Genomic DNA, 12,414 nt, shown 5'->3' with positions numbered 1-12,414 from the left:
GGTGGTTGTATTGGTTTTCGATATCCAAACGGCGTCTCCTGTTACCTCTTCAGTCAGATGCCGCCGCGCTCGGCGGCGACCCTAAAGGGAGTCAGCTCAATCACGGAAGTTCTGGTATTGCAGCGGCATGTCCAGGGACTGGCCGCGCAGCAGGGCGATGACCTCCTGCAACTCGTCGCGCTTCTTGCCGGTGATGCGCACCTGCTCGCCCTGGATGGCGGCCTGAACCTTGATCTTGCTGTCCTTGATCAGGGCGACGATCTTCTTCGCCAGCTCCTTGTCGATCCCCTCGCGCAGGACGGTCTCCTGCTTGACGGACTTGCCGGAGGCATAGGCATCCTTGACCTCCAGGCACTGGACGTCGATCTTGCGCTTGGCCAGGTTGACCTTGAGGATCTCCAGCATCTGTTCGAGCTGGAAGTCGGCATCGGCGGTGAGAGTCACCGTCAGGTCCTTGGCTTCGAAGCTGCCCTTGCCGCGCAGGTCGTAGCGGCGATCAAGGTCCTTGATGGCGTTGTCGACGGCATTGGTGACTTCGTGCTTGTCCAGCTCCGATACCACGTCGAAGGAAGGCATGGATTTTCTCCTCGGTTGCGATGGGGCAGCCTTGACGCTGCGGCATGACCGACCATTATAACGACTGACCCTAGCCTTGCAGGAATCCAACCATGCCCCGCGAATCCACCCTGGAGTCACAGTTGTGAGCTGGCACGTACTGGGTGCCGGCAGTCTCGGCGGACTCTGGGCGGCGCGGCTGTTTCGCGGTGGCGAACCGGTCCGGCTGATCCTGCGTGACCGTACACGCCTGGCGCAGTATCGCGCCGGCGGCGGACTGCAACTCAGCGAAGGCGACACCACCAGCCTCTATCCGCTGCCGGCCGAGACGCCCGAGGCCGGCAATCCGATCCGCCGCCTGATCCTCGCCTGCAAGAGCTATGACGCCGAAGAAGCCATCGCCAGCGTCGCCGCGCGCCTGGAACCGGAGGCCGAGATCCTGCTGCTGCAGAACGGCCTGGGCAGCCAGGATGCCGTGGCCGCCCGGGTCCCGCGGGCGCGCTGCCTGAGAGCCAGCACCACCGAGGGGGCCTATCGCGAGACCGACTTCCATGTGATGGCGGCCGGCGCCGGGCAGATCTGGATCGGCGACCAGCTCGGCAGCCATACCCCGCCGCCCTGGCTGGACACCCTTACCCAGCTGGGTTTCCCGATGCGCTGGACCGAAGACATCGACGCCCGGCTGTGGCGCAAGCTGGCGATCAACTGCGCCATCAATCCGCTGACCGTGCTGCATCGCTGCCGCAACGGCGAGCTGCGCCAGCACGCAGCGGAGGTAGCGGCGCTCTGCGACGAACTCGCGGCCCTGCTGGAAGCCATGGGCCTCGCCCCGGCGGCCCAGGGGCTGCAGCAGGAGGTCGAGGCGGTGATCGCCGCCACCGCCAACAACCGCTCTTCCATGCTGCAGGACGTGGTGCGCGGCCAGCGCACCGAGGTGAGCCATCTGCTCGGTCATGCCCTGCCGATCGCCGGACGGCTGCGCCTGCCGGTGCCGCATCTGACGGACCTCCAGCAGCGGTTGCGGACCCGGCTCGCGGAGCGCGGATTGCCCGAGGACTAGCTGCGGGCTACCCTGCCCGCTTCCCTGTTGCCGCGGCTGCGCCATGATCCTCGCCAAACGCCTGAAGAATCTCCCGGTCGGCCGCAAGTTGCTGGCCGCCCTGCTGGTGATGATGATCGCGGTGCTGGTGGTGGCCAACGTGACCTTCATCAGTGCCGCCTACTGGATCTCCCAGGAAAGCGTGGCGCCCCAGGCGCTGCAGACCCTGGGCCGGCTGTTCGCCAGCCCGGTGCTCAGTCGCGAGGTGCTGGCCTCGCCGGAGGCGGCCCAGGTGCAGTTGCGCCAGCTGGACGGCTATGCGCCGCTGCGCCTGGCCGCGGTCTACGACAGCCAGGGCCAGCGCCTGGCCGAGTTGCACAACGGCGATCGCCTGCAGGTACCCGCGCGCTTCGAAGAGCTGCAGACCTGGCGCCTGCGGGAATTCCGCACCAACCTGCTGGTGGAACTGCCGCGCCCCGAGGGCCCGCCCGGGCATCTGCTGCTGGTGGCCAGCAGCGAGCTGCCGGGCGCCTTCTACCGCGGCACCCTGACCGCCAGCCTGGCGATCCTGACCTTCAGCATCCTGCTCTGGCTGGTGGTGGCGCGACAGATCAAGCGACTCATCACCCTGCCGATCCGCGAGCTGGAAGAACTTTCCCGCCAGGTGACCCGCGAGGAAAACTACTCGCTGCGCGCCAGCAAGGGCAGCGAAGACGAACTGGGTCGCCTGGCGGAATCCTTCAACACCATGCTCGGCCGCATCCAGGGCCGCGAGCAGCAACTCAAGCGCGCCCGCGACGACGCCCAGTACGCCGTGCTGCAGGCCCAGAGCCTGGCCGAGGAGACGCGCCGCTCCAACCGCAAGCTGGAACTGGAGGTACAGGTCCGCGGCAAGATCGAGAAGAAGCTCACCGGCTTCCAGAACTACCTCAACAGCATCATCGATTCCATGCCCTCGGCGCTGATCGCGGTGGACGAGCAGTTCTACGTGACCCAGTGGAATCAGGAAGCCACCCACCTCTCCGGCACCCAGTTGGACGAAGCCCTGAACCAGCCGGTGTTTCTTGCCTTTCCCTCGCTCAAGCCGTTCCTGCCGCAATTGAGTCGCACCGCCGAATTGCTGCGGGTGGAGAAGGTGGAGCGGGTGACCTGGGCGCTGACCGATACCCCGCGCCACTACACCCTGACCTTCTACCCGCTGATGGGCGGCGCCGGGCGCGGCGTGGTGATCCGCATCGACGACATCACCCAGCGCCTCAACATGGAAGAGATGATGGTGCAGTCGGAAAAGATGCTCTCGGTGGGCGGCCTGGCCGCCGGCATGGCCCACGAGATCAACAATCCCCTGGGCGCCATCCTGCACAACGTGCAGAACATCCGCCGCCGGCTGTCGCCGGAATTGCCGAAGAATCTCGAGCAGGCCGCCGAATCCGGCGTCGAACTCAATGCGGTGAATTGCTACCTGGAAAGCCGGCAGATCCCGCGGCTGCTCGACGGCATCCACCAGGCCGGCAGCCGCGCGGCCAAGATCGTCAGCCACATGCTGGCCTTCAGCCGGCGCAGCAATCGCAAGATGGAAGCCAGCGAATTGCCGCCGCTGATCGACCAGGCCATCGAGATCGCCGGCAACGACTTCGACCTGGCGGAAGGCTTCGACTTCCGCACCCTGTCGATCATCCGCGAATTCGATCCGGCACTGGGGCCGGTGCCGGTGATCGGCAATGAACTGGAGCAGGTGCTGCTCAACCTGCTGAAGAACGCCGCCCAGGCTATCCACCTGCGCGACGACGAGGAAGAAGGCGAATACGGCCGCATCACCTTGCGCACCAGGCTGCGCGGCGGCTGGGCGGAGATCCAGGTGGAAGACAACGGCATCGGTATCCCCGAGGATATCTGCAAGCGCATCTTCGAGCCCTTCTTCACCACCAAGGAGGTGGGCCAGGGCACCGGTCTGGGCCTGTCGGTGTCGTACTTCATCATCACCAACAACCACAAGGGGCAGATGGAGGTGCACTCCACGCCCGGCGTAGGGACCTGCTTCACCCTGCGCCTGCCGCTCATCCAGGCCGACTTCGACACAGCCTAGGCTTGTCTGAAAAGTGCCTGTGCTCGGCCATGCTGCGTTAAAAATCACCTGGATCGCCAGCCCGGTCGGAATGCTCATTTACTCTTCGTGAACTCCGCTTCCTCACCGATTTTTGCCTTGCCTGACCGTCGCTCGGCGACTTCTCAGACAAGCCCTTAGAACCTCATCAGGAGCTGCGCCATGGGTTTTCGCCTTACTGAGATCTACACCCGCCAGGGCGACGCCGGCGATACCGGCCTGGCCGACGGCAGCCGGGTACCCAAGGATCATCCGCGCATCGAGGCCATCGGCGCGGTGGACGAACTCAACAGTGCCCTGGGTCTGCTGCTCGCCGAGCTGGCGGACGATACCCGCCTGGCCGAGGTGAGCGACGCCCTGGCACCCTGCCAGCACCGGCTGTTCGATCTCGGTGGTGAATTGGCCATGCCCAGCTATCGCGCCCTGCAGCCGGTGGAGATCGAGCGCCTGGAAGGCGCCATCGATCACTGGAACGCCGAACTGGGGCCGCTGGAGAACTTCATCCTGCCCGGCGGCTCGCGCGCCGTGGCCCAGGCCCATGTCTGCCGCACCCTGGCCCGCAGTGCCGAGCGGCGCTGCCGCAGCCTGCACGCGGTGGAGCCGCTGGAAGGCCAGGGCCTGCCCTATCTCAATCGGCTGTCCGACCTGCTGTTCGTCGCCGCCCGAATCGTCGCTCGGCGCCAGGGGCTGAGCGAGGTGCTCTGGCAGGCCGCACGGCCATGAGCGCGCCGGCCGCACCCGCCGCGCCACCACCGCGCCGCCACGAGGGCCTGCTGGCGCTGTGGGACGGCCTGATCCTGATCCTGGTCTGCGTGAACCTGGCGCTGATCCTGTTCGACAGCCTCTATGCCCTGGGACCGCTCAACCAGGCCCTGGCCGCGGTGCTGCCCGGCTTCCACGCCTTCTATGGCGAACGCATCCATGCCCATTTCACCCGCATCGACCTGGTGTTCGTCGCCTTCTTCCTCGCCGATGTGCTGCTCGGCTGGCTGGTGGCGGTGGTCGAGCGCCGCCATGCCCGCTGGTACCACTATCCCTTCATCCACTGGTACGACGTGCTCGGCTGCATTCCCCTGGGCGGCTTCCGCCTGCTGCGGGCGCTGCGCATCGTCTCGCTGCTCCTGCGCCTGCAGCGCCTGGGGCTGATCGACATGCGCGGCTGGCGGCCCTATCGGCTGTTCAACCACTACTACCAGCTGCTCATGGAAGACCTTTCGGATCGGGTGATGATCAAGATCTGCGGCGAATTGCAGGACGAACTCAACACCCGCGACGACTTCTCCCAGAGCGTGATCGACCGCGTCATCCGCCCGCGCAAGCAGCGGCTGATCGACGGCATGGCGCTGCGCATCCAGGCAATGGTGGAACAGGGCTACAGCCAGAATCGCGCCACCCTGGAACGCCTGGTCGGCGACGTGGTGCAGGGCGCCCTGGACGAGAATCCCGACTTGGCCCGGCTCAAGCGTCTGCCCATGGGTGAGCGCCTGGCCGACACCCTGGACGGGGTGCTCACCGATATCGTCAACGGCCTGGTCCGGGAAGCGGCGGCCAGTCTGCGCACCCGCGACTTCCGCGCCCTGGCCAGTCGCCTGGCCGATCACGGCTTCGATCAGAGTCTGCCCAGCGGCGCCCAGGACAATGCCCTGGACGAGGTGCTGGTGGAGATCCTCGAGGTATTCAAGCAGAAGGTCCTGCAGCGCCGGCTCGATCAGCTCGATGGCGAACTCTGGCCGCAGGAGTGGCAGCGCAACGAGATCGATCCGATCAACGCGCCCCGGCGCTGATCTGCTGCTGCAGATTCTGCACTTGGGTCTGCAGGGTGGTGATGTTGCGGGTGGTCTGCAGGCGGAAGGCGTCGAATTCCTTGCTGTCCGGGCCCACCGGGCGGGCGTCCAGTTCGCTGCGCAATACCAGCAGGTCCTGCTGCATCTCGCCAAGCGCCTGGTTCTGGGCGCTGGGTTTCTTCAGCGCGGCGATGTCGGCCTGCAGCGCCTTGTTCTGCGCATTGAGGCTGGCCACCTGCTCGCTCAGGCTGGCGGTCTGCGCCAGGCCGTTCTTCAGTGTGGTCTGCTCCTCGGCCAGGGCCTTGAGCCGGGTATCCACCTCGTCGCTGCCGGTCTGCACCGTCTGCACCGCGGTGGAGAGGTTCTGCAGACGGTTGTCCTGGGCCTGCTGGTTGTCCGTCACCCCCTGCTGCTGGCGGGTGAGTTCGGCGACCTTGGTCTGCAGCGTCTTGACCTGCAGCAGCAGGGCCTCGCGACTGGTGGTGCCGGAGGATTCACTCTCCACCAGCTTGCCGGAGATGTCCCTCAGGCGACCCTGGGCGTCTTCGCTGATGCGCGCGAAGTTTTCCTGGGTGGCCACCACCTGCTCCTGCATCAGCACCAGTTGCTGATGACTCCACCAGGCGACCCCGGCCAGGGCCAGGGTCAGGGCCGCGACCAGCACCCACAGCGGCGCGGTGGAGGGCCCGCGGCGTACCGGGCGGGAGTGACCGGCAGCGGGTTCGCGATAGACCTCTTCGGCTTCGACCGGACGCCGACTGCCGGGACGGCGATCGTCGCGCTCCGGAGTCAGACTCGGGACGTTATCCATTTCATCGAGAAGATCGTTGCGCATGGCAGACCTGTGAGCAGAGGCAGGAAGACGGAATCGCGGCCAGTATAACGGCCGTCGCCATGGACGCGAGGCAGCCGGCACGCGGATTGGCCCCGGGAGCGTGCGCCGAAACGCAGTCTGCGTCGATAGCAAAGCGCCAGCATGCCCTGCCCTGGGTGCGCTGAGGATTGCCGCTAGACCGCTCCGCTATGGGCCTGGGGCGCCCGCGGGCGATATTCTTCCAGGGCGCTCCAGGAACTGGCCTCGGGCAGGTAGCCGAAGGCCTCCTGGGCGGCGCGGATGTCCAGGGTGAAGGCGCTGTCGAGCAACTCGGGCCAGCAGGATTCATGACCCGGGGTGCGCAAGCGGGCATAGAGGCGCCGGGGATCGAAGGCCTTGCGCTCGACGACTGGCGGCAGCTCGAAGCGGCGCAGCAGGAAGTTGATCGCGTCCCAGCACACCAGGGGCTGGCCATCGCTGAGGTTGAAGACCTTGCCGTGGGTGGCGGCGGGTTGCCTGAGCAGCAAGGTCACCAGGGCCTTGCGCAGGTTGCCGGCGCTGGTGAAGTCCCAGCGATTGAGACCGTTGCCGCTGCGTCCCAGCTGCCTGGCCTTGGCCCGCTCCAGCAACCAGCGCGCCCAGTCGCGATCGGCCAGGCCGAGCACCTGGGCCGGCCGCAACACCGTGACCTGGGGGCCGAATTCACCGGCGGCCAGGGCCAGGCGCTCCAGTTGCAGACGGCGCTGGGCCTCGCGGCTCCTGGGCTTGGCCGGCACCTGGTCTTCCTTGAGCGCTTCGCCGCCGCTTTCGTAGAGGCGCGCGGACGACACATAGACGAATTGCGCGACCTGCTGCTGCAGGGCGGCTTCGATCAGCACCTGACCATGATCCAGATCGGCGGCGCTCGGCACGCCGGCCACGTCGGTGCAGTGGGCGATGGCGTCGATGTCGTCGCACAGCGCCACCACCTGCGCGGGCTGGTCGAGCAAGGCCGGGTGGTAGTCGGCGCCGCGTTCGACCAGGGCGTCCAGGGTCGCGCCGGGGCGGCCGTGCACCCGCACCAGTTGGCCGCGGTCGAGCAGATCGCAGGCCAGACCCGCACCGAGCGCCTCGCTGGCGCCCGTGATCAAGATACGCATGTCGCTGGGATTCCCGAACCTGTCCGCGGTCGCCGAGGGCGACCCAGGGACCAGTGTAACCAAAGCCTTCGACAGGCGCCGCTAGTCGCGCACCAGCCACTGACCGGCGACGCCCTCCAGATGGCGGGTCAGCGCCTGCAGGGCGACACCGCCATTACGCCAGTGATGCCAGAACAGCGGGACATCCACCCAGTGACCGGGCGCCAGATCCACCAGGGCACCACTGGCCAGGGCGGCCGCACTCTGGATATCGGGCAGCAGACCCCAACCGATACCACTGAGGGCCATCTGCTGGAAACCTTCGGCGGACGGGCAGAGGTGGTAGTCGAAGGGCGCGGTGACACCGAGCTGCTCCAGATAGCGGTGCTGCAGGCGGTCGTCCGGACCGAAGACGATGGCGGGCGCGCGCACCAGGGCCTGGGCGATCGGCCGCCCTGTCAGCCAGCGGGCACAGAAATCCGGACTGGCCACGGCGCGATAACGCATGGCGCCCAAGGATCGCACCCGGGCGCCCGCCAGGGGCTGACCGCTGGCGCAGAGGCAGGCCGCCACCTCGCCCGCGCGCATACGGCGCAGCACCACGTCCTGATCCTCTACCACCAGATCCAGCAGCAGCCCCTGCTCCACCAGCCAGGGGCCGACCGCGGCCGGCCACCAGCTGGCCAGGCTGTCGGCGTTCAGGGCGATACGGAGCCGCTGCGGCGCTTCTTCAGCCAGTCCCGGCACCTCGCTGCCCAGATCGGCTTCCAGCAGCCGGACCTGCTGGATATGGCGCAACAGCCGCAGACCCGGCGCGGTAGGCTGGGGCGGTGTCTCCCGCACCAGCACCGCCTGGCCTACCCGGGCTTCGAGCAACTTGATGCGCTGGGACACCGCCGATTGCGACAGGCCCAGCCGGCGCGCCGCCCGCTCGAAGCCGCCCTCTTCCACCACCACCGCCAGGGCTTCCAGCAACTTGTAGTCGATCATCGATTCAGCTAATGCTGCATAAGGAATATTGGTTTTTCTTATACACCCAGACCCGGCAAGGTGGCAGCCATTCCTGGACAACAAGGCGACACCCTTGCAATGAACAGCTACTTTACCGGCCTGCTGACCATGGCCAGTCTCATCATGGCGCTGGGCGCCCAGAACACCTATCTGCTGGCTCAGGGGCTGCGCCGCGAGCACCATCTGGCCATCGCCGCCTTCTGCCTCACCTGCGACGTGATCCTGGTGGCCGCCGGCGTGCTGGGCCTGGCCGCGCTGATCCAGCACAGCCCGCTGCTGGTGGACATCCTGCGCTGGGGCGGCGCGGCCTTTCTGCTCTGGTACGGCGCCCAGGCGCTACGCCGGGCCTGGCGGCCGGCGGCCATCGACAAGCTGGAGACCACGAGTCCGCGCAGCCGGCGGCAGGCATTGCTCGCCGCGGCGGCCGTCTCCCTGCTCAATCCCCATGTCTATCTGGACACGGTGCTGCTGGTGGGCTCCCTGGGCAGCCAGCAGGCCGCGCCCCTGGCCTATGTGTTCGGCGCCGCCACCGCCTCCATGCTGTGGTTTTTCGGACTTGCCCTGGGCGCGGCCTGGGCCGCACCCTACCTGGCCCGTCCGGGGGTGTGGCGACTGATCGATCTGCTGGTGGCCGGGGTGATGTTTGCCGTCGCGGTGCAGTTGCTGGTCTCGACCTGAGGCTGGCCTTCGCCCGGCGAGCGCCCTAAGCTGCGGCTCTGCGTTTCCTGTCGAGAGTCCCTATGCCCTTCGCCCGCTCGCTCCGCAGCCAGAGCCTGCTCCTGTTCGGCGGCAGTCTGCTGCTGATGCTGCTGATCGCCCTGGCCGGCTTCGCCCTACTTTCCCGCGAACTGCACCGCTACCAGCACCTGATCGAGGGCCCGCTGGAGCGGCTGGTGGAGATCGACGACACCCACCTGACCTTCAAGATCCAGGTGCAGGAGTGGAAGAACTTTCTCCTGCGCGGTGGCGATGCCGACACCGCCGAGCGCTATTGGCAGGCCTTTCTAACCCGCGAAGCCGAGGTCGATCAGCGACTGCAACAGCTGGCCACCCGCGTCGACCCCGAGTTGCAACCGCGACTCCAGGCGCTGCGGACCCAGCACGGGCGTCTGGGCGAGCGCTATCGCGCCGGCCATGCCGCCTATCTCGCCCATGACCGCGATCCACGCCGCGGCGATGCCGAGGTCCGCGGTATCGACCGCGAGACCGCCGAAGGCTTCGCCGCCCTGGTCGATGAACTGCACGGCCGTACCGCCGCGCAGATCGCCACCATCCGCGCCGAGGCCCAGCGCGACATCCTGCTCGCCGGCCTGGCCCTGCTGCTCTGTGGCGGCGGCCTGCTGTTCCTGGGGGTCAGGCTGGTGGAGCGGCGGCTGGTGGATCCGCTGGTGACCTGCGCCCGACAACTGGGGCTGCTGGCGCGCGGGCGCTTCGGCGAGCGCCTGCCCGGCGGGCGCGATGACGAACTGGGCCGCCTGACCCTCAGCACCAATCTCCTGCGCGACGCCGCCGTCCAGCACACCCACGAGCTGCGTCATCAGGCCAGCGAGGTCAGCGCCCTGAGCGCCCTGCTGGCCAGTCAGCTGCTGACCGAACCGGGTCAGCCCGCGCGCGCGATCGATCCACAGGTCCTGAAAGAGGTCAGTCGCCGCCTCGCCGACATCGCCGGCGATCTGCAGGAGGCCGCCAGCCAGCGGCAGGATTGAGCTGCGGCGCTAGAGCTGCGCCGGTACCTCGCGCCATTGCCCCGGCGCCAGGTCGTCCAGCGTCCAGGGGCCGATGCGTACGCGCACCAGGCGCAGGGTCGGCAGGCCCACCGCGGCGGTCATGCGCCGCACCTGGCGATTGCGCCCTTCGCGGATGGTCAGCTCGATCCAGGCGGTCGGCACGCTCTTGCGAAAGCGCACCGGCGGATCGCGCTCCCAGAGCACCGGCGGCTCGGCCAGCAGGCGCGCTTCGGCCGGCAGCGTGGGGCCGTCATTGAGTTCGACCCCCTGGCGCAGGCACTGCAATTGCGCTTCGCTGGGGGTGCCTTCCACCTGGGCCCAGTAGGTCTTGGGCAGCTTGTGCCGGGGATCGGCGATGCGCGCCTGCAGCTGGCCATCGTTGGTCAGCAGGAGCAGGCCTTCGCTGTCACGATCCAGACGGCCAGCCGGATAGACACCCGGTACCACGACGTAGGCCTTCAGGGTCGCGTGGCCATCGGCGTCGGCGAACTGGGTGAGCACATCGAAGGGCTTGTTGAGCAGCAGCAGCCGCGGCGTGACCGGCGGCGCCTTGGCCTGGCGACGGGGCCGCTGGCCGGGGGTGGAACGGGTATTTCGCGACATGGGGATCGACGGCGGCTAGTAAGGGCCTGTTCAAAGGCTCGCGAGCTAGAGCCAAACAAGGCGAAAATGTCTGAGGAAGCGGATCGTACTCGCGCTCGATTTTACAAAAGTAAATGAGCATTCCGACCGGGCTGGCGATCCAGGACCTTTTCAACGCCGTTTGGCCGACGCGCAGCAGACTTTGAATAGGCTCTTAGGGGTAATCTGGGCCATCCAGTCTATTCGTCCGAGGTCCCATGCGCATCTTTCGTCCGCTGTGGCTGATCCACCTGCTCACCCTGGCCGGTTGCGCCTCGTCGGCCTACGAAGGCCCGCGCACCGACCACTTCGACGGCGAGCGCTTCCACAACCTGGCGCCGCGCGAGGACAAGAGTCTCTGGACGGTGCTGAAATGGCAGTTCACCCGCACCCGGCCGGAATGGACCTGGCAGGAAGGGCCGGCCGTGCCGACGCGGCCAGCGGCCCGGGTCGAGGGCGGCGAATTACGGGTGACCTTCGTCAACCATGCCACCCTGCTGATCCAGCATCAGGGCCTCAACATCCTCGCCGACCCGGTCTGGTCGGAGCGGGTCAGCCCCTTCAGCTTCATCGGTCCGCGACGCTATCACGCCCCCGGCGTGGCCCTGGATGACCTGCCGCCGCTGGATCTGATCTTCGTCAGCCACAGCCACTACGACCATATGGATCTGGCGACCCTGCGGCGCCTGGCCGAGCGCGCGCCCCTGACGCCGGTGGTGACGCCCCTGGGCAACGCCGAGCTGATCCGCCGCGAGACCGGCTTCGTCACCGTCAGCGAACTGGATTGGTGGCAGAGCCTGCCGCTCAAGGAGGGCCTGCGTCTGCACCTGGTACCGGGCCAGCACTGGTCGGCGCGCAGCCGCTTCGACACCAATCGACGGCTGTGGGGTGGCTTCGTGCTGGAAGCGCCGAGCGGACCGGTCTATTTCGCCGGCGACACCGGCTGGGGCCCGCATTTCGCGCAGATCCGCGAACGCCTGGGCGCACCGCGCTTCGCCGCCCTGCCCATCGGTGCCTACGAACCGCGCTGGTTCATGCAGGACAGCCACCTGAATCCCGACGATGCGGTACGTGCCCATCAGGCGCTGGGCGCGGCCAGCAGCCTGGGTATCCACTTCGGCACCTTTTCCCTGAGCGACGAAGGACAATTCGCCCCGCCCCGCGACCTGGCCCATGCCCGGGCCCTGCATGGTCTGGCGGACGCGGCGTTCCGGACACTGGCGCCGGGCGAGGTCTGGTCGGTTCCCTGAGGTTCTATACGAACAGAGCCTGTGCGCGGTGAGGCTCCGTTGAAAAGCGCTACTCCACCAACCCCTTGTCCCAGAGCCGCACCAACTCACTGGGCGCCCGGTCTTCGGGGATCAGCAGGGTCAGTTCGTCTTCCTGCTCGGCAGGTTGCGGGCGAAAGCGCAGCTCCACCTTGAAGTAGCGCTGATCGCCGCGCCCGACCTGGGTCGGTTCGCCAGATTCCGGCAGGCAGCGTTCCAGCACCGAGCAGATGCGCCCGCGCTGGGCGCTGTCGTACTGGCCGAATTCGATCTCCCGCGGCTTGCTCAACGCATGCAAGGGGGCGAAGCCCCCCTGTCGCGAGAGCCGCACCACGGTGTCCTTGCCCAGCGGGGGAAGTTCGCGCATCGCCTT

At 67.4% G+C, this 12,414-nt stretch carries 13 protein-coding genes; 7 read left to right on the top strand and 6 right to left on the bottom strand.

Annotated elements, in window-relative coordinates; genetic code table 11:
* Positions 1 to 96 precede the first annotated feature (96 nt).
* On the bottom strand, positions 97 to 576 hold the full coding sequence (locus BGI51_RS11845) for a YajQ family cyclic di-GMP-binding protein (protein ID WP_133863011.1): 480 nt from the start codon (positions 574 to 576) through the stop codon (positions 97 to 99).
* A 124-nt stretch (positions 577 to 700) separates the two neighbouring features.
* Here BGI51_RS11845 and BGI51_RS11840 point away from each other — a divergent pair, with 124 nt between their 5' ends.
* The 4 genes from BGI51_RS11840 to BGI51_RS11825 all read left to right on the top strand — a co-directional run bounded on the left by BGI51_RS11840 (position 701) and on the right by BGI51_RS11825 (position 5,482).
* The gene (locus tag BGI51_RS11840; RefSeq protein WP_187978454.1) at positions 701 to 1,615 is read left to right on the top strand and encodes a putative 2-dehydropantoate 2-reductase; all 915 of its coding nucleotides are present in this window, start codon (positions 701 to 703) and stop codon (positions 1,613 to 1,615) included.
* Positions 1,616 to 1,658: 43 nt separating this feature from the next.
* Positions 1,659 to 3,680 carry a sensor histidine kinase gene (locus BGI51_RS11835; protein WP_133863013.1) on the top strand — a complete coding sequence of 674 codons (2,022 nt, stop codon included), beginning with the start codon at positions 1,659 to 1,661 and terminating at the stop codon, positions 3,678 to 3,680.
* 180 nt (positions 3,681 to 3,860) lie between these two features.
* The gene (locus BGI51_RS11830; protein WP_187978453.1) at positions 3,861 to 4,421 is read left to right on the top strand and encodes a cob(I)yrinic acid a,c-diamide adenosyltransferase; all 561 of its coding nucleotides are present in this window, start codon (positions 3,861 to 3,863) and stop codon (positions 4,419 to 4,421) included.
* The gene (locus BGI51_RS11825; protein ID WP_187978452.1) at positions 4,418 to 5,482 is read left to right on the top strand and encodes an ion transporter; all 1,065 of its coding nucleotides are present in this window, start codon (positions 4,418 to 4,420) and stop codon (positions 5,480 to 5,482) included. The genes BGI51_RS11830 and BGI51_RS11825 overlap by 4 nt, the downstream gene beginning before the upstream one ends.
* On the opposite strand, the gene BGI51_RS11820 is transcribed toward BGI51_RS11825, so the two are convergent.
* The 3 genes from BGI51_RS11820 to BGI51_RS11810 form a co-directional block, all read right to left on the bottom strand.
* Positions 5,463 to 6,317 (bottom strand): ATPase, encoded by an 855-nt coding sequence (locus BGI51_RS11820; RefSeq protein WP_187978451.1) that lies wholly within the window; start codon positions 6,315 to 6,317, stop codon positions 5,463 to 5,465. The genes BGI51_RS11825 and BGI51_RS11820 overlap by 20 nt on opposite strands.
* A gap of 173 nt (positions 6,318 to 6,490) precedes the next feature.
* A complete protein-coding gene (locus BGI51_RS11815; protein WP_187978450.1) occupies positions 6,491 to 7,435 on the bottom strand; it encodes an NAD-dependent epimerase/dehydratase family protein in 945 nt (314 codons plus the stop codon).
* An 81-nt stretch (positions 7,436 to 7,516) separates the two neighbouring features.
* Positions 7,517 to 8,404 (bottom strand): LysR family transcriptional regulator ArgP, encoded by an 888-nt coding sequence (locus BGI51_RS11810; RefSeq protein WP_133863018.1) that lies wholly within the window; start codon positions 8,402 to 8,404, stop codon positions 7,517 to 7,519.
* A gap of 99 nt (positions 8,405 to 8,503) precedes the next feature.
* Between BGI51_RS11810 and BGI51_RS11805 the strand changes: the two genes are divergently transcribed.
* Positions 8,504 to 9,103: a LysE/ArgO family amino acid transporter gene (locus BGI51_RS11805; protein WP_158889420.1), complete on the top strand. Its 600-nt coding sequence runs from the start codon at positions 8,504 to 8,506 to the stop codon at positions 9,101 to 9,103.
* 62 nt (positions 9,104 to 9,165) lie between these two features.
* Positions 9,166 to 10,131: a hypothetical protein gene (locus tag BGI51_RS11800; protein ID WP_187978449.1), complete on the top strand. Its 966-nt coding sequence runs from the start codon at positions 9,166 to 9,168 to the stop codon at positions 10,129 to 10,131.
* A 9-nt stretch (positions 10,132 to 10,140) separates the two neighbouring features.
* On the opposite strand, the gene BGI51_RS11795 is transcribed toward BGI51_RS11800, so the two are convergent.
* On the bottom strand, positions 10,141 to 10,755 hold the full coding sequence (locus tag BGI51_RS11795; RefSeq protein WP_187978448.1) for a pseudouridine synthase: 615 nt from the start codon (positions 10,753 to 10,755) through the stop codon (positions 10,141 to 10,143).
* Between the two features lie 236 nt (positions 10,756 to 10,991).
* Between BGI51_RS11795 and BGI51_RS11790 the strand changes: the two genes are divergently transcribed.
* Positions 10,992 to 12,023 (top strand): MBL fold metallo-hydrolase, encoded by a 1,032-nt coding sequence (locus BGI51_RS11790; RefSeq protein WP_187978447.1) that lies wholly within the window; start codon positions 10,992 to 10,994, stop codon positions 12,021 to 12,023.
* A 49-nt stretch (positions 12,024 to 12,072) separates the two neighbouring features.
* On the opposite strand, the gene BGI51_RS11785 is transcribed toward BGI51_RS11790, so the two are convergent.
* A complete protein-coding gene (locus BGI51_RS11785; RefSeq protein ID WP_017640065.1) occupies positions 12,073 to 12,408 on the bottom strand; it encodes a protealysin inhibitor emfourin in 336 nt (111 codons plus the stop codon).
* Between the last annotated feature and the right edge of the window lie 6 nt (positions 12,409 to 12,414).

The organism is Pseudomonas oryzihabitans, from assembly GCF_014522265.1.
In the GTDB taxonomy this organism is placed as follows: Bacteria; Pseudomonadota; Gammaproteobacteria; order Pseudomonadales; family Pseudomonadaceae; genus Chryseomonas; species Chryseomonas aestiva.
The sequence above is the reverse complement of the archived record's forward strand: the minus strand, read 5'-3'. Positions and strand labels throughout refer to the sequence as shown.

What these genes read in the sequence shown, in the direction of transcription:
- BGI51_RS11835 (WP_133863013.1), top strand. Translation starts at nt 1,659, where the DNA reads ATGATCCTCGCCAAACGCCTGAAGAATCTCCCGGTCGGCCGCAAGTTG.
- BGI51_RS11810 (WP_133863018.1), bottom strand. Translation starts at nt 8,404, where the DNA reads ATGATCGACTACAAGTTGCTGGAAGCCCTGGCGGTGGTGGTGGAAGAG.
- BGI51_RS11795 (WP_187978448.1), bottom strand. Translation starts at nt 10,755, where the DNA reads ATGTCGCGAAATACCCGTTCCACCCCCGGCCAGCGGCCCCGTCGCCAG.
- BGI51_RS11800 (WP_187978449.1), top strand. Translation starts at nt 9,166, where the DNA reads ATGCCCTTCGCCCGCTCGCTCCGCAGCCAGAGCCTGCTCCTGTTCGGC.
- BGI51_RS11790 (WP_187978447.1), top strand. Translation starts at nt 10,992, where the DNA reads ATGCGCATCTTTCGTCCGCTGTGGCTGATCCACCTGCTCACCCTGGCC.
- BGI51_RS11845 (WP_133863011.1), bottom strand. Translation starts at nt 576, where the DNA reads ATGCCTTCCTTCGACGTGGTATCGGAGCTGGACAAGCACGAAGTCACC.
- BGI51_RS11785 (WP_017640065.1), bottom strand. Translation starts at nt 12,408, where the DNA reads ATGCGCGAACTTCCCCCGCTGGGCAAGGACACCGTGGTGCGGCTCTCG.
- BGI51_RS11825 (WP_187978452.1), top strand. Translation starts at nt 4,418, where the DNA reads ATGAGCGCGCCGGCCGCACCCGCCGCGCCACCACCGCGCCGCCACGAG.
- BGI51_RS11815 (WP_187978450.1), bottom strand. Translation starts at nt 7,435, where the DNA reads ATGCGTATCTTGATCACGGGCGCCAGCGAGGCGCTCGGTGCGGGTCTG.
- BGI51_RS11830 (WP_187978453.1), top strand. Translation starts at nt 3,861, where the DNA reads ATGGGTTTTCGCCTTACTGAGATCTACACCCGCCAGGGCGACGCCGGC.
- BGI51_RS11820 (WP_187978451.1), bottom strand. Translation starts at nt 6,317, where the DNA reads ATGCGCAACGATCTTCTCGATGAAATGGATAACGTCCCGAGTCTGACT.
- BGI51_RS11805 (WP_158889420.1), top strand. Translation starts at nt 8,504, where the DNA reads ATGAACAGCTACTTTACCGGCCTGCTGACCATGGCCAGTCTCATCATG.